Below are 15,366 nucleotides of genomic sequence, written 5' to 3'. Positions count from 1 at the left end.
TTTAGGAGGTTTTCAGTTATGGTGCGAAAAGAACAAGTCTATGATCTGTATATAGCAGGATATGAGATTACGGAAATTTCTCATATTTGCAATTGTAGCGAAAGAACTATAAGAAGAAAACTTAAAGAAATAAGAGATGAAAAACAGGAAGAAGAATTAAATAGATTTAAGTTATTAGGAGTTAGTATAGAAGTTCTAAACGATAATAAAAAGAAAGTTAGATATAAAAGAGTTTATAATAAAAACGAAATAATAAAGTCTTATTTAGATGGATATACAGCAAGAGAAATTGAAGATAAGTATGGATACTTTAGAGATGAAGTTTATAACATAATAAGAAACCTAAAGAGAAAAATTGGATTTAGTAAATTTAAAGAAATTTATGAGAAAATACATAAAAAGAATAGAGAAAAATTATTGTTAGAGAGAGAAAAAGAAAAGTATAATAGAGACATATTAAAATTAACAAGATTAGAAGTTAATGGCTACATAGGTGATGAAGCTCTTTTTTCTTCAGTAAAAAGTGCATATAGAATAAGGGGAAAAGACTTAGTCTTGACAAATGATTGTAAAGAAATTGCAACTTGGGATCTACCAAGAATATATAAATAAGGGGTGTTTCTTATGAATTTTGATAAAATTAAAGAGTTGTTAAAAAGTAGAAAGGTACAAGCTATATCAGCTCTGGCCATATGTGGAATAGTAGTAGTTGGATCTACTATTTTCATGATAAATAATAAGAATACAAAAGAAAGCACTAAGGTAGATAAAATTGTAAAAGTAGAAAATAATAAAAGCAAAGAAGAAGCTAAAAAAGAAATAGAAGATTTAAAAAAAGTAGACTTGTCCAAACTATCGGAAGAAGAAAAGAAAGCTATAGAAGAAAATATAAAGAATATAGAAAATATGATAGAAAATGATAAATATTCAGAAGCTGAGAAAGAAGTAGCAAATATTAAGAAAGAAGTAGCTAGTAAGTTAAACTCTGAAAAAAATGAAGAAGTTAAAAAAGAAGAAACAACAACTTCTACTGATGATAAGAAAGAAGAAGCTTCAACAAATTCAAGTTCTTCATCTAAGACTACTTCTTCAGGAGGATCAAGTAGCTCTAGCAGTTCTTCATCAGGAAGTTCAGAAGCAAGTAAACCTTCTGAAAAACCATCTGAGACAGTTAAGAAGCATACTCATACTTGGGTAGATGTAACTGAGGAGATTGTACATGCTGAAGAAGGTCACTGGCAAGAAGTAGTTATTACCCCTGAACAAGTTAAGGAAGTGCCAGTATATGAAAGAAAAGCACGTGAAATTTGCAATGGTTGTGGGGAAGATATAACAGGAAATATTGATAATCATTTTAAATCTCAAATGTTAGCAGGTAATATGAAATGTAGTGGGTTTACAACAAAGTATATTGAAGTTCAAACAGGTACAAAAAAAGAAGTTATACCAGCCGTAATTGAGAAAAGATGGATAGTTGATAAACCAGCTTGGACTGAAACTAAAGTGGTAGGTAGAAAGTGTAAAGAATGTGGAGCTAATGAATAATTAAATAGTAAAGTAAAAGAGATATCTATTATAAGATGTCTCTTTTATTTTGCTATTTTTAGCAAGATATAATAATTAAAAAGGAGGTATTCTTATGAAAAAAGCTAGAACGTTCTTAGGACTATTTCTAGCAATTATTTTATCATTATCAATTTTTCCAGGTGATTTAGCTAGAGCAGATACTGTTACAAATGATAAAGTAGATAGAATTGTTAATGAATATCTTAATGGTATTTATGATTCTGAAGAAGCTTTAAACTTTAGAAAGGAGCTTACCGATAAGTACAATCTTAAAGATAAGGTAGATGAAGACTATTTTTACTTAGATAATGAACTAGATAGCCTTATAGATGATGCAAGTATTGGAGATAAAATAGCTTTAGTTAAAATTTCTAAAAAAGACTCTGCACTAGAAGGTACTGAGAATTCTGCAAATATATTTATAGCAGATAAAATTAAAGAATCTATAGGTGAAAATACTAATTCATCTAATAATGAAGCACATGTTAGAAGAGCTAGAAGTTTAAATTATTTCTCTGCTAACTCTGTTTCGGCGGGTATGACTGTTACAAATGAACAGGATAATATAGTGTACTACGAAAATGGAGTATTTATGGGGAGAACAGAAAAGTTTAATATTAATGGGAAAATGGCTTTCTGTATGGACCATTCAAAAACTCCACCAGGATCAGGGGTAGTGATAACTGGAGTTAGAGAGGAAACAGATTCTATTATAAGAAAAATACTATACTACGGTTTTCAAGGGCCAGGACAAGTATCAGGTTGGGATGCTAATGGTTTAAGGGCAGCTACATCTATGGCAATGTCTGAATATAGACATGGAGATGGTTATAATCTAGGAAAAAGGTTATTAAATCAGGTTAGAAATTTAGCTGAACCTCCAGCTGAGTTTAAAGCTTATGTAGCAACTCTAAATGGATCTTGGTATCAAGATTTAGCTTTTTCTGAGATACATCAGATTCCTAAGAAGGGTAAATTAAAAATCTTCAAAGGAACAGCTAACTTAGATGTATCTAAAAATAACAATTACTATGAAACAAGAAACGCAGAATATGGGGTATATTCTGATGCAGGGTGTACTAGTTTAGTAGCAACTTTAGTAACTGGAGATGATGGAAATTCTCAAGAAGTTGAATTAGATGCTAGAAGATACTATATCAAAGAAATAAAAGCCCCTAAAGGGTTTCATATAAATACTCAAGTTTACGAGGTTGATGTAGAAGTAAATAAGACAAAGAATGTAGATGTTTATGATAACCCTATAGATGACCCAGTTGCTTTACTTATTCAGAAAGTAGATTCTAGAACTGGTCAGGCGAATCCTAATTTAGCAGGTGCTGAGTTTACTTTTAAGTTTTATGCAGGGCAATATGCAGATGGGATTGATCCAGCTAGTCAGGGTGTTCAAGCGACTAGAACTTGGGTTTTAAGTACAGATACTGATGGTTATCTTAGGTTAGCTGATAACTATAAGGTATCAGGGGATGAGTTTTATAAAAATGTCAATGGGACACCAACATTACCTATGGGTACTCTAACAATGCTAGAAACTAAAGCACCAGATGGGTATAAAATAAATCCAGAAGTTATAGTTAGAAATATTAAACCAGGAACAGGTGCTACAGGAACAACGGTTTACCAAGTACCAACAATTCAAGAAGATAGCCTAGATTTTCAAATAAAGAAAGTACAGAAATACTCAGATATTCCTTTACCAGGAACTAAATTTAGGCATACAAAACCAGATGGTAGTACAGAAGAGTTGGTAACAGGTGCTGATGGCTATATAAATATTTATGGAGTAACTAGAGGACTTCATAAGGTTGAAGAGATAGAAGCACCACAAGGTTATATATTAAATTCTAATGAGTTTATCTTTGAAGTTACTCAAGATAATAGGATAGAAGTTAAGACTGATATCAATGGTAAAGATATGGTTTATTCTGAGAATAATGGTAATGGTCATTTAACAGTATCTAACATGGTTAGGGACTATAAATTCAAGGTAATAAAAGTTGACAATGAAACTAGAGCTAATTTACCAGGAGCTGAGTTTACTTTATATTACGATAGAGCTTTACAAAACCCAGTAGCAACTAAAGTTACTAATGAGCAAGGTGAAGCAATATTTGAAAACTTAGTTCCAGGTACTAGATATTATTTAAAGGAAACTAAAACTCCAGATGGATATAGAGAAATATTATCAGAGCCTAGAGAAATCTATATAGATTCTACTCCAATTCAAGACTTCTTTGAATACTCTGTTGATGGTGGTAAACATACTACTTCCAATGGAAATGTTTTAGTAGAAGGAGATAAACATGATAGGGTAGTAGGTTTAGTAATTGAAAATGATGATGTTGAACTTCGTTTAAAGAAAGATCAGTTAAATACAGGTATTCCTTTACCAGGAGTAAAGTTTAAGCATACAAATCCAGATGGTACAGAAAATGAATTAGTTACTGATGCTAACTGTGAAATAGTCTTAAAGGCATTGAAGAGAGGTATTCATAAATTAGTTGAAATTGATACTATTTCAGGCTATATCCTTAATGATAGTGAATTTGTATTCGAGGTTACCAACGACAATGTTGTTGTATCTAGAACAAATTCTGCAGTAAATATGTACTATGAAGATAGAAATCGTGATGGATATTTAGCAGTAGGAAATTTACCTAAGAATTATAGTTTTAAGATAACTAAGGTAAATAATCATGGTGCTTTATTAGAAGGGGCTGAGTTTACTTTATATTCTGATGCAGGGGCAACTAATGCAATACAAACAGTTACAACAGATGCTCAAGGTAGTGCAACATTTACAGATTTAGTTCCAGGTACTAAATATTATTACAAAGAAACTAAGGCTCCAGAAGGATATCCAACACCTTTAAATCAAGATGGAAGCGAAATAATAACTGAAATATATGCAACATCTACTCCAATACAAGATAAATTTAGTTTATTTATAAATGGTGTAGAGCATACTGCTACTTCTCAAGATGGTAGCGTTATTATCGACGGAGATAAAGACAATAGAGTAGCTGGTATGACAGTAGTAAATGAAGTAGGAATAAAACTACCTGAAACTGGCTCAGGTGCAATGATCCCATTATTATTAATAGGATCTTTTTTAATGCTTTCTTATGTGTATTTAGATAGAAAATTAATTAAAAAAGGAGATTAAATATAGATGAAAAGAAAAATAGTTAAAGTACTTTGTGCTTATGCTTTAGCAGTTGGAGTTATTTCTTCTCAAGTAGCTCCATATATAGTTCATGCAGATACGAATCCAGGAGCAACAATAAGAGCAATTACAGCTAGTATAACTCAAGGTGGTGTTGTTAATTTTGGTGCTGGAACAGCATCCATTACAATCAACGGAAATCAGGGACAGACTCTAGCTGGCAAAAGGTTTAATGTATACAAGCTCTTTGCTGCAGAGAATTCAAAGAATAATGAATCTATAAATTATACAATGAATCCTGAATATGCAGATGCTTTAAAAGCTGTAGTTGGACCTAAAATAGGTAAAGCAGCAGATCAAGTAAAAGAGTATGAAATAATTGATTATATTCAAACTTTAAATAATAACAAAGTTGAAGGAGCTCAAGCAACTCAGAAACTAGAAGGATCATATAGTGATTATAGATATTTTATTGAAGAGTTAAGAAACAAGATAGAAGAATTAAATATAAATCCTGATATTGTTGAAGTAGTTGATACAAAGGCAGACAATAGTATTTCTCTAGAAGGATTAGAATGGGGCTATTACATTATTGACGAAGCTACTGATGTTACTGGAAGTCATTCAGCAGCATCTCTTTGCATTGTAAATACAGCTAACCCTACAGCAGAAGCTAATATAAAATCAGATTATCCTTCAATAATCAAGAAGATTTTAGAAGACGATAATAAAGACCAAATAGGGAATGAAGGCTGGAATGACATAGGAGATTATGAAATCGGACAGACAATACCATATAAGTTTGAATCTAACATTAGTAATATGAATGGTTATGATACTTATTACTATGCTTGGAGAGATGTAATGAATGAAGCTCTAACTTTCAAGAAGGATACTGTAAATATAGATATCATTGGTGAAATTAATGGACAAGAAAAAACATATACACTTCAACCTAATGAATTTGTAACTACTGAAAATCCAGGTAATGGAGATACTTTCAATGTGGAAATACAAGATATTAAAGCAATAGTAGACAGGGAGTTTAATAACAAAAATGCTTTAAATGAAAATGTATATGGACAAAAAGTAGTTTTAAGATATGATGCAACTTTAAATGATAAGGCAGCTTTAAAAACTGGTAGACCAGGTTTTGAAAATCAAGTAAAGCTTGTTTTCTCAAACGATGCTGATGGAAATGGTGCAGGTAAGAAAGGTGAGACTCCTTGGGATACTGTTGTATGTTTTACTTATAAAATAAATGGGTTAAAAATTAATAATTATGATGCTAAATTAGAAGGAGCTAAATTCAGACTTTATTCAGATGCTGATTGCACTAATGAAGTATATGTAAAACAAGGCCCAAATGGATATATTGTAATTAATAGAGATTTAATAGGTGGTACTGATCATACAGGTGGAACAGCTCCTCAAGATGCAGTAGAAATGGTGTCTGATGCTAATGGTATATTCAATATAATTGGTTTAGATGGTGGTACTTATTATTTAAGTGAAACTGATGCCCCTCCAGGATATAGAAGATTATTAGATCCAATAGAAATTACTGTAGTTCCTACTTTTACAGAGGCTAGAAATGACTATATTAAAGGTGATGGAGCCACAGATAAAACTTTAAAAACTTTAGAATCTACAGCAGTAGTTAAAGAGTTTTGGGCAGGCGTACTTGGAACTCAAAATTTAGACTTAGATACAGATATTGAAGAAGGATCTATTAATTTAACTGTTGTAAATAAAGTTGGAAGTAAGCTTCCTGTAACAGGATCTGTAGCTACAATAGCTTTAGTAGCAGTAGGAAGTGGTTTAATGATATTTGCAATATGCCATAGTAGAAAAAAATCTAAAGAATCTAAGGCCTAATATTTAGGTATTTATATGAAGGATAGAAAAGTATTAAAAAAGGTATATGTTATAAATCTGTTATTTATAATAGGATTTTTAATATGCTTATATCCTATAGTAAGCAGTTTTATAGGTGGCTATTATCAAAGAAGTGCAATAGCCACCTATAAAGATTCTATTAATAAAATAGAGTATTCAGCTTTAACGGAAGATCTAGTTAAAGCTGAAGAATATAACAATACCTTATATAATTATAACAATATTTTAGGTAATAAAACAAATTTATCTATATTACAAGAATATAAAAATATTCTTAATATAGGTGATGGAATAATGGGTAGCATAGAAATACCTAAAATAAGCGTTAATTTGCCTATTTATCATGGAACTAGTGAAGAAGTATTAACTCAAGGAGCAGGCCACGTAGAAGGAAGTAGCCTTCCTATAGGAGGTGCTAATACAAGAAGTCTGTTAAGTGCTCACACAGGGCTACCAACATCTAAGCTCTTCACTAGCCTAGATGAATTAGTAGTAGGTGATTTATTCTTTATTAGAATACAAAATGAAACCTTAGCTTATAAAGTAAGAGATATTAAAATTATAGATCCTGAAGATATAGAATCATTAAAAATTGAGGAGGGAAAAGATTTAGTTTCATTAATAACTTGTACCCCTTATGGACTTAATACACATAGGCTAATAGTTACTGGAGAAAGGGTAGCTTATGAGGTAGAAGAATATTCAAATATAGAAAAGAAAGCTATGTCTACAAGAGAAATGACCTTTACTATATTACCTTTTGTATTTTTAGGGATAGTGATTATTTTAAAGATAAAAGAAAGGAGAAAATATAAATGAAGTTAGGACTTAAATGTTTAATTGCAACTGTTTTAATAACATCATCTTTATCAATAGCAGCAAATGCTGAAGTTAATAACAAAAGTAATTTAAAAAACAATTCTATTATAATAGAAAAAGAAACAGAAGATAAAGATACTTTAGTTCCAATTAAAGAAATACTTAAGGATGTAGATAAAGAATATAAGGGAAGTATTTCAATAGAACTTGAAGATGCAGAAAAAGCAAAAGATAAAAGCAATGTGAAGCTCTCTGTAAATAAAGTAGCAGATGTAATAGATGGAGAGTATAAATTAACGGGAGATTACAGCTCATCAGATTTAGATTTAAATGTAATAACAAAGGCTAATGATCTAGAATCAGCTGCAAATAAACTAGCTAAATTATCAAAAGTTAATGAAAATATTTTAACTACAGATGAAAGTGGTAAAGGGAAAATAGAAAATTTAGAAGTTGGTGTATATTTAGTAAATGCTGTAGATATAGCAAATTACGAGAATATAACACCTTTTTTAATTTCAATTCCAACTTGGAGTGAGGTAGATAACAATATGATCTATGATGTTAATGCAATACCAAAACATTCACCAATTCCTGAAGTAAAAATTCCAGGAGTTCCTGATACAAGCTATAATAATAAAACAAATATTTATTTAGGTTTAGCTGCAGGATGTGCTTTACTTGCATCAGTATCATTTCTTATTAAAAATAAGACTAAGAAAAAAATAGAAGAAAAATAGGATGGCTTATGAGAAAGGGAATTAGTGTTATAGTGGGGATAATCTTTTTACTAGCTACTATAGTATTTCTTTATTTAGCCTTTAATGAAGCTAAATATTCCATAGATACTAAAGAGAAGAATAAAGCCATTAGAGAAGTAGTAGTAACTGAAGATGAAAATAATCCATTAAATAGAAAAATAGATTTTCATAAGTTAAAAAATGAAAATAAAGATATAGTGGCGTGGATCTATATTCCAGGGACAACTGTAGATTATCCAATACTTATAGGAGATACAAATGAAGAATATTTATATAAGGATTTAGAAGGAAATTATAATCCTTTAGGATCTTTATTTAGTGATGCAAAGAAAGACTTATCAGAAGATCATATAAAGATTTATGGACATAATATGAGAGAGTTTCAGATGTTTGGAGAACTTAGGAAATTTTTAAACAAAGAATATATGGAGCAGCACGAAAAGTTCTATATATACACAGAAAATAAGACTATGGAATGTGATATATTTTCTATTTTTATTTGTGATATATATGATAGTTTTTTTAGTAATAATCCAGGAAGTGATCTTGTAGAAGTTTTAGAAAATAAAAATGTAAATAGTAATTACTATACTAAAAATAAAGATTTATCTAGTGGAAAAGTATTTAGCTTAGTTACTTGTAATGGAGTTGAAGGGACTATTGAAAGATTAGTTGTTAATGGTATAGTTACAAAACAAAAAATAATGTTTTAGATATATTTTAAGTTATAAAAAGGTGTTCAAAAAGAACACCTTTTTATAATAAATTAATTAGATTTTATAAGGATTTAAAATTAAATAAATCTTATTAAATAGTATTAATAAAGTAAGTATTAGTATTTATTTTATTAATGTTATTTTAAGTTTAAAAGGAGGAGTTAAGGTATGAAAGGGAAAAATCCAACAAGAAAACAGAAAGAGATTATTAGAAAAAATAGACTAAATCCAAACAATTGGTTAATAGTAAAAGTTTTATCAAAAGAAATTCATATGAAGCATAAGATAAGTAATAAGCTAAAGAAAATTAAGCTTTAGGAGAGAGAAAAGATGCATAAGGAAGCAGTAAGAATAAATGAAGATATGAGAATCAAGTTAGAAAGATATATAGTTAGAGAAGGGCTTCATAAATATAGTGTAAAGTTTGCTAAAATAGCAAGTTTTATTATCAAAGATTGGATTGATAATCCAGTTTTAGATAAAAGTAAGATTATTTATGGGACTGCTAATGAACCAAGAACAAGACGAGTTACTATATATTTAACAGATGAGGAATATATAAAGTTTTATGAAATATTTGTCTCTGATTATGTAAGAGATTGTAGGACACCAAGTATATTAATATATAACATTATTAAGCAATTTATAGAAGAAAAAGAATTAGATTAAAGATAAGGATGGGATGTAAAATGAAAAAAGAATTAATAGTTTTAGGAAAGTTCAATGATAAAGAAATAGTGGTTGATTTGAATGAAGTATCACATATTTCTTTATCAGCAGTGTATGGTCATGGAAAAACTAATTTAATGGAAAATTTAGTGGAGCAAATTCTTAAAAATGATGAAAAAGCAGAAGTATATGTATTAAGTAGATGTGAGACCAGCTTTATATATAAAGATATAGAAATTAAAAGAAGAGCATTAAATAAAAATCAATATATTAATATTTTAAGTGAAATTAATGAGAGAATTGAGGAAAGAAGATATAAAGAAGATCTATCGAGAATAGTTATAGTAATAGATGATGGTTGTTTAGAAAATACAATGATAAGAAGCAATGACATTATGGAAATGTTATATAACATTTTAGAATTTGGAAGAGTTACTAAAGTAAATGTATTATCTGTTTTATATCCAGAGTCTTTTTTAGAAAGAGATTTTCAATATAGCATATATAAATATAAAGAGATGTTTGGGGTTAGATTAGAAGGAAAATTAGAACGTTCAAATAAGGAATTGAATCCTGGAGAGTTTTATTTAGATGATACTAAAAAGATAAAAATACAAACTGAAAAATCAAAGTGTAGGTGTTAAATTACTTGTAAATAAAGGAGTAAACAAAAGTGGATGCAATAGTTTCAAAAGATATGCAGTATATGATACAGAAATTAAAGATTATGAATTGTTAGTAGCAATTAATAATTAAATTATAAGTATAAAAATATTTTAAGAAAGGAGCTATTATAATGGCTGGTAAAAAAGAAAATAATAAAGGGATTTCAAAGAAAATTATTGAAATTATTTTAAAGGAAAAAGGAATAGAATATAAGGATTGGTTGGCAGAAAAACATCTTGAAGTATTTAATGAAAACCAAGAAATTTTAGAAGAAAAATTTAAAAAAGCAGATGAATATGATAAGCTACAAAATTAAAATTATAAACATTTTTTAGCTTATTTTTTTATTCAAAAATGCTTTATAATTTATATAAACATAATAGAAAGAAGGCTGAAAAATGGATTTTGAATTATTAAATAATTTAACTAAAGATTATGTATTAATAGTTGAAGTTTTAATGGTAAAACTAAAAGAAAAAATAATAAATCATAATGATAAAATTTATGTAGATAGAGAAATTTTTTTTGAGTTATTATCAAAAAAAGATTTTATGTTACCACAAGAAAAAATGAAAATTTGGCGTAGTTTAGGTTGGATCTCTTGTGATAATGACCGTAGCAGATTTACTAAAAAGATTAGAATTGGTGATAAAACATTTAGAAAGATTGTTATTGAAAAAGAGCCATATAAAACTATAAAAAACATAATAATGAATGTGGGAACACGTGTGGGAACATAGGTGGGAACTTTGAATTTTAATAATTTTTATTGTTCCCACAATATAGATGCTATAAATAATAGCTTTAAATGTATTTAGTACCCATACGTATAATGTGGTATATATGTATATATACATATATACCATATGAGGAAGTAATATGTAATGAATGAATAGGATACTTTAGTAGACTATGAATGAATGGAATATTACAACGAATATGGGATGTATGGATATGTACATATATGCCATCATATGAATTTCTTACGGAGTAAGTTATTCATATGAAATGATAGCAATAGTGAAACTATTGTTATCATTTTTTACTAAGGAAAATAGTAGAGTAGAACAATTTTATTTTTCAGAAGAATAGTGAAGAAAATAATAAATTGATTGAATTAAAGGAGTAGAAAATTTTTTTATTATGAAATATCATTAGTTGTATAAATATATTAAAGGATTTTTGGTGATATGGATAAAGAATATATTAATATTTTAGAAAATGAATTAAATAAAAAGAAACTTAGAGATAATACAAAAAGATGTTACTTAAGTTCTTTTAAAAGATTTTTTTATAACAATAGAGATAGTAAAAATAATGATATTTTAAATAATTTAAAATCTATAAAAAATAAAACTGAATTAAGCCAGGTAATAAACTCTATAAGATTAATTCAAGATAATAATAAAAATATAAATATTGTTCCTGAAGATGATTTAAAATCAATTATAAAAAATAAAAGTGAAAATAGACATAAAAGTTATGAGCCTTATGAGTTAAAAGATAGATTAAGAAGAATAAATAGAATTAGAGATGAAAAGCTTAGATTGGCTTATAGATTAATGATTGTTTCGGGATTAAGAGTTTTTGAAGTAGAAGCCCTTATAAAAGAAGATATAGAAATAAAAGATAATGATATATTTGTAACTGTTAGAGATGGAAAAGGTGGTAAGTATGGAGAAGTTAAATGTTTAGAAGATAAATATTTATCTAATAAATTAAAAAGTTTTTTACAAGATAAAGATAATGATGAAAGACTATTCTATGCTACAAGAACGATGCAATCTAAAGCTCAAGAATTAGGATTCAAATGTCATGATCTTAGAAGAGCTTATGCAAAGCTAGTTAAAAAAGAACTAATGAAAGAATTAGTTGAAGTTAATGAAGATGAAAAAGAAAAAATTATTGAAGAAGAAGTCAAGGATGCATTAAGACATTCAAAGTTTGAAACTTCTAAAAAATATTTATATAGCAAAAGAATTAAAGTTTAAATTTATATTTTAAACTTTAGTTCTTTTTTATTTATTTAATGGGAAAGGATGATAAATGCTTATGAGAGGAAGAATATTTTTAATTGGATATTGAGAAATTATAGAATTTAAGTTTTATTAGATTTTATTTTTTTATAAATTTTTAGAAAGGAGAAATTAAATGACAGATCAAATAGTTGTTATTGTTGTAACTGTAATAGGTTTAAGTATAGCCTATTCAATAATATCAAGGGTATTTTTCAAAGGAAAAAAACTTATTAGAAAGTTAAAAAGATTTATTAGACAATTAAAAAAACTTGCAATTTGGATATTTAGAATTTGGAGTGGGGGGATGTAGATGGATGGATTAGATAAAGACATAGAAGAGTTAATTAAAAGTTTATTTATTATTATTAAAGACTTTATAGTTGGTATTGCTAAAGGAATTTTTTATGGTACTAAAAAGCTTAGAAATAGAAAACTTCTATTAGGATCTTTAATTAATTTTCTGATCCCATTAATTCCTTTGTTTAAGAATTTCAGCATTATAAGTAACTTAAAAATAAATAACACAACCAATATTAATAATGCTGTTTTAGATTATTTAATCTTTTTTGTTATTTCATTTATTTTATATTTAAACATTATTTCAGGAAGTGGTGGCAATAAGAAGCTGTCAGCTTCATTAGAAACAGCAGGAATTGTAGGTCAAGATGGAAGACCACCTATGCTTTTATATAAATATAAAGATAATGTAGGTTATGAAATATATAAATTTAGAGGATTAGTTAAATTTTCTGAGTGGAAAAAGAAAAAAGAAGATATTGAAACAAATTTAAATATATCAATTAAAGAGATAAAGCAAGGTAAGAGAAAGGATGAAGTTATTTTAAAAACTGTTCCAGGAGTTTTAGTTATGCCTGGAGGAACTGGAGAAGAAAAAACTGAAGAAGAAAGAAAAAAAGTAACTTTATATTGGAATGACAATGTTATAAAAGAAAAGGATAACTTAGTTTCCATAGGGAGAAATGAAGTAGAAGAAATAGTAGTTGACTTTGATGTGGATCCTCACTTTTTAGTAGCAGGGGCAACAGGCTCAGGTAAATCTGTAACTATAAGATCTATTGTTTGGCAGTTTTTAGCACGTGGACATAAATGTTTTTTTGTAGATTTCAAAGGGGGGCTGGAATATTCTGATGGATACAAAAGATATGGAGAAACCATTATTGATAGGCCGAAGCTTTTAGAAGTTTTAAAAACTTTAGTTAAAGAAAATGAATTGAGACAAAAGGCTTTATTAGAAGTAGGAGCTAAAAATATAAATCAATATAACCAAAAAAGCTCTAAGAAGATGTATAGAGTACTTTTAGTTATTGATGAACTTGCAGAAGTAATAGATCCTAATTCTGTACCTAAGGAAGAAAAAGAAATAGCAGATGAAATTACTGGTATATTATCATCCTTTGGTAGAGTTGCAAGAGCAACAGGAATACACATGATATTTGGAATACAACGTCCTGATGCTAATGTTGTTAATGGTCAAATTAGAAGTAATGTTACTGGAAGAATTTGTGGAAGAGTTCCTTCAGGAAAAGCTTCAGAGATTGTTTTAGATGATCCTTCAGCAGCTTCATTACCTAAGGTAAAGGGAAGGATGATATATCAAAATGCAGGAGAAATGATAGAGTTTCAAGGATATTTCTTTGATGATGATAAAGATTTAAGAAAAGTGAAAGTACCAAGTGATAGATTACTTGTTGGAGGTGATGTTGGATGCGATGATGGAGAAGAGCTTTATCCTAGAAAAGTTAATAAAAAACAAAAGAATTTTAATTTAAATACTTTGATAGAAAAATTAAAAGATAAAATAAAGATATTTAAATTTAAAAGAAATACAAAAGAGAATGAAATTATTGAAGATGATATTTTAGCCGAAGATAATCTGGATGAATTTGAAAGTGGAATTATTAACTGGACATCTGAAAAAAGAGACATGGAAAATAAAGCAGAAGTTAAGAAATCAACTATTTCAAATGAAATGGATGATTATTATATAGATTAATATTAAGAAAAGGAGTGTGATGAAATGTTTTTTAAGAAAAAAGGCACTAATGAAAAAATTGATAAAGAAACAAAAGAAAAAAATAAGGATAAAAGTAAGAAGAAATTCTTAGATAAGCCTGTTAAACTTAAAAGTGCTACAGGAATTAGGGTCGCAAGATTTACATTATGGGCATTAATAGTATTTCTAATAATTAGAGGTGCTATAAGTGTTTTAAGGCCTGATCCAATTAATTCTATCTTAGATAGTCAAAAGAATTTTGAAGCCAAGCTCTCAAAGGAAAATTTATTAGAGAGTAGGGCTTTTTCTTTTGCAGAAAATTTTACAGAAGAATACTTTAATTTATTTTTTGGAGATTCTGAAGACTACACTAATAGATTAAGCAAATATATGGATAAAGAAATAATTAACTCTTTAGATAGAAGTGGTTATATGACAACAGATTATGTTAAGGCCTACTCAGTTGAAAGATATTCAGAAACTCAAGTAGATGTATTTGTTTATGCGAAAGTTCAGTTTAGAACTGAAAAACCAGAACAAGATAAAATCCAGGATGTAACCAAAAGACAATATGATATTAATCAGAGAGATGTATATGTAAAAGTGCCAATTTACTTTGATGAAAATGGGAATATGATTGTTGAAGATGCACCTTTACTAGTAGCAGCTCCTGAAAAAGTAAATTACAAACTTAAAGATAGTTATTTAGGAAAAGAAGTAGCTAATAATGATACAACTAATGCAATAAAAGATAGTTTAAATCAATTTTTAAAATCTTATTATCAAGAAGATCAAACACAAGTAGATTATTTCTTGAAAACACCAGGAAGCATAAAAGCTGTTAGATCTGATAATAGCTTCAACGGAATAGAATCAATAAAGGTTATTGTCTTAGGCTCAAATAAGTATAAAGCCATTGTTGAAAATAAAATAACTTCTTCAGGAAAAAATTTAAAGCAAAAAGTTAATTTAGATTTAGTTTTTGAAGGTGATAAATATTTAATTGAAAGTATGGACACTAGAACTTTAAACATAAAGTAAAAGATTTGGAGGG

At 28.2% G+C, this 15,366-nt stretch carries 16 protein-coding genes; all 16 read left to right on the top strand.

Going from position 1 to position 15,366, the window contains the following annotated elements:
* Window positions 1–612 (top strand): ECF-type sigma factor (locus tag ACQRD5_RS08530; RefSeq protein ID WP_427746725.1); only part of this gene is annotated, 612 nt, incomplete at its 5' end.
* A 12-nt stretch (window positions 613–624) separates the two neighbouring features.
* Complete coding sequence (locus ACQRD5_RS08525; protein WP_427746724.1) at window positions 625–1,545, top strand: hypothetical protein; 921 nt, start codon at window positions 625–627, stop codon at window positions 1,543–1,545.
* A 94-nt stretch (window positions 1,546–1,639) separates the two neighbouring features.
* Window positions 1,640–4,750 carry a SpaA isopeptide-forming pilin-related protein gene (locus ACQRD5_RS08520; RefSeq protein WP_427746722.1) on the top strand — a complete coding sequence of 1,037 codons (3,111 nt, stop codon included), beginning with the start codon at window positions 1,640–1,642 and terminating at the stop codon, window positions 4,748–4,750.
* A gap of 6 nt (window positions 4,751–4,756) precedes the next feature.
* Window positions 4,757–6,628, top strand: coding sequence for an isopeptide-forming domain-containing fimbrial protein (locus tag ACQRD5_RS08515; RefSeq protein ID WP_427746721.1), 1,872 nt, complete (start codon window positions 4,757–4,759; stop codon window positions 6,626–6,628).
* 15 nt (window positions 6,629–6,643) lie between these two features.
* Complete coding sequence (locus ACQRD5_RS08510) at window positions 6,644–7,468, top strand: class C sortase (protein ID WP_427746720.1); 825 nt, start codon at window positions 6,644–6,646, stop codon at window positions 7,466–7,468.
* Window positions 7,465–8,208: a hypothetical protein gene (locus ACQRD5_RS08505; protein ID WP_427746719.1), complete on the top strand. Its 744-nt coding sequence runs from the start codon at window positions 7,465–7,467 to the stop codon at window positions 8,206–8,208. The genes ACQRD5_RS08510 and ACQRD5_RS08505 overlap by 4 nt, the downstream gene beginning before the upstream one ends.
* A gap of 8 nt (window positions 8,209–8,216) precedes the next feature.
* Window positions 8,217–8,942, top strand: coding sequence for a class B sortase (locus ACQRD5_RS08500; protein ID WP_427746718.1), 726 nt, complete (start codon window positions 8,217–8,219; stop codon window positions 8,940–8,942).
* A gap of 171 nt (window positions 8,943–9,113) precedes the next feature.
* Window positions 9,114–9,263 (top strand): DUF6906 family protein, encoded by a 150-nt coding sequence (locus tag ACQRD5_RS08495; RefSeq protein WP_294355831.1) that lies wholly within the window; start codon window positions 9,114–9,116, stop codon window positions 9,261–9,263.
* Window positions 9,264–9,275: 12 nt separating this feature from the next.
* Window positions 9,276–9,614, top strand: coding sequence for a hypothetical protein (locus tag ACQRD5_RS08490; RefSeq protein ID WP_427746717.1), 339 nt, complete (start codon window positions 9,276–9,278; stop codon window positions 9,612–9,614).
* Between the two features lie 20 nt (window positions 9,615–9,634).
* Window positions 9,635–10,258 carry a hypothetical protein gene (locus ACQRD5_RS08485; protein ID WP_427746716.1) on the top strand — a complete coding sequence of 208 codons (624 nt, stop codon included), beginning with the start codon at window positions 9,635–9,637 and terminating at the stop codon, window positions 10,256–10,258.
* A gap of 152 nt (window positions 10,259–10,410) precedes the next feature.
* A complete protein-coding gene (locus ACQRD5_RS08480) occupies window positions 10,411–10,596 on the top strand; it encodes a hypothetical protein (RefSeq protein WP_427746715.1) in 186 nt (61 codons plus the stop codon).
* Between the two features lie 82 nt (window positions 10,597–10,678).
* Window positions 10,679–11,020 (top strand): hypothetical protein, encoded by a 342-nt coding sequence (locus ACQRD5_RS08475; protein ID WP_294355821.1) that lies wholly within the window; start codon window positions 10,679–10,681, stop codon window positions 11,018–11,020.
* A 450-nt stretch (window positions 11,021–11,470) separates the two neighbouring features.
* Entirely contained in the window at window positions 11,471–12,271 is an 801-nt protein-coding gene (locus ACQRD5_RS08470) for a site-specific integrase (RefSeq protein ID WP_427746714.1), read from the top strand.
* A gap of 160 nt (window positions 12,272–12,431) precedes the next feature.
* Window positions 12,432–12,608 carry a hypothetical protein gene (locus ACQRD5_RS08465; protein ID WP_427746713.1) on the top strand — a complete coding sequence of 59 codons (177 nt, stop codon included), beginning with the start codon at window positions 12,432–12,434 and terminating at the stop codon, window positions 12,606–12,608.
* Window positions 12,609–14,312 carry a helicase HerA-like domain-containing protein gene (locus ACQRD5_RS08460; RefSeq protein ID WP_427746712.1) on the top strand — a complete coding sequence of 568 codons (1,704 nt, stop codon included), beginning with the start codon at window positions 12,609–12,611 and terminating at the stop codon, window positions 14,310–14,312.
* 24 nt (window positions 14,313–14,336) lie between these two features.
* Window positions 14,337–15,353 (top strand): conjugal transfer protein, encoded by a 1,017-nt coding sequence (locus ACQRD5_RS08455; protein WP_427746711.1) that lies wholly within the window; start codon window positions 14,337–14,339, stop codon window positions 15,351–15,353.
* Window positions 15,354–15,366: the final 13 nt, after the last annotated feature.

The sequence above is a fragment of the Clostridium sp. SGI.024 genome (genome assembly GCF_050315195.1).
Classification (GTDB): Bacteria; Bacillota; Clostridia; order Clostridiales; family Clostridiaceae; genus Clostridium.
The sequence above is the reverse complement of the archived record's forward strand: the minus strand, read 5'-3'. Positions and strand labels throughout refer to the sequence as shown.

Excerpts from the sequence above, each read along its gene's own strand:
- ACQRD5_RS08470 (WP_427746714.1), top strand. The coding sequence starts at position 11,471 with ATGGATAAAGAATATATTAATATTTTAGAAAATGAATTAAATAAAAAG.
- ACQRD5_RS08475 (WP_294355821.1), top strand. The coding sequence starts at position 10,679 with ATGGATTTTGAATTATTAAATAATTTAACTAAAGATTATGTATTAATA.
- ACQRD5_RS08520 (WP_427746722.1), top strand. The coding sequence starts at position 1,640 with ATGAAAAAAGCTAGAACGTTCTTAGGACTATTTCTAGCAATTATTTTA.
- ACQRD5_RS08490 (WP_427746717.1), top strand. The coding sequence starts at position 9,276 with ATGCATAAGGAAGCAGTAAGAATAAATGAAGATATGAGAATCAAGTTA.
- ACQRD5_RS08515 (WP_427746721.1), top strand. The coding sequence starts at position 4,757 with ATGAAAAGAAAAATAGTTAAAGTACTTTGTGCTTATGCTTTAGCAGTT.
- ACQRD5_RS08495 (WP_294355831.1), top strand. The coding sequence starts at position 9,114 with ATGAAAGGGAAAAATCCAACAAGAAAACAGAAAGAGATTATTAGAAAA.
- ACQRD5_RS08505 (WP_427746719.1), top strand. The coding sequence starts at position 7,465 with ATGAAGTTAGGACTTAAATGTTTAATTGCAACTGTTTTAATAACATCA.
- ACQRD5_RS08525 (WP_427746724.1), top strand. The coding sequence starts at position 625 with ATGAATTTTGATAAAATTAAAGAGTTGTTAAAAAGTAGAAAGGTACAA.
- ACQRD5_RS08485 (WP_427746716.1), top strand. The coding sequence starts at position 9,635 with ATGAAAAAAGAATTAATAGTTTTAGGAAAGTTCAATGATAAAGAAATA.
- ACQRD5_RS08500 (WP_427746718.1), top strand. The coding sequence starts at position 8,217 with ATGAGAAAGGGAATTAGTGTTATAGTGGGGATAATCTTTTTACTAGCT.
- ACQRD5_RS08460 (WP_427746712.1), top strand. The coding sequence starts at position 12,609 with ATGGATGGATTAGATAAAGACATAGAAGAGTTAATTAAAAGTTTATTT.
- ACQRD5_RS08510 (WP_427746720.1), top strand. The coding sequence starts at position 6,644 with ATGAAGGATAGAAAAGTATTAAAAAAGGTATATGTTATAAATCTGTTA.
- ACQRD5_RS08480 (WP_427746715.1), top strand. The coding sequence starts at position 10,411 with ATGGCTGGTAAAAAAGAAAATAATAAAGGGATTTCAAAGAAAATTATT.
- ACQRD5_RS08455 (WP_427746711.1), top strand. The coding sequence starts at position 14,337 with ATGTTTTTTAAGAAAAAAGGCACTAATGAAAAAATTGATAAAGAAACA.
- ACQRD5_RS08465 (WP_427746713.1), top strand. The coding sequence starts at position 12,432 with ATGACAGATCAAATAGTTGTTATTGTTGTAACTGTAATAGGTTTAAGT.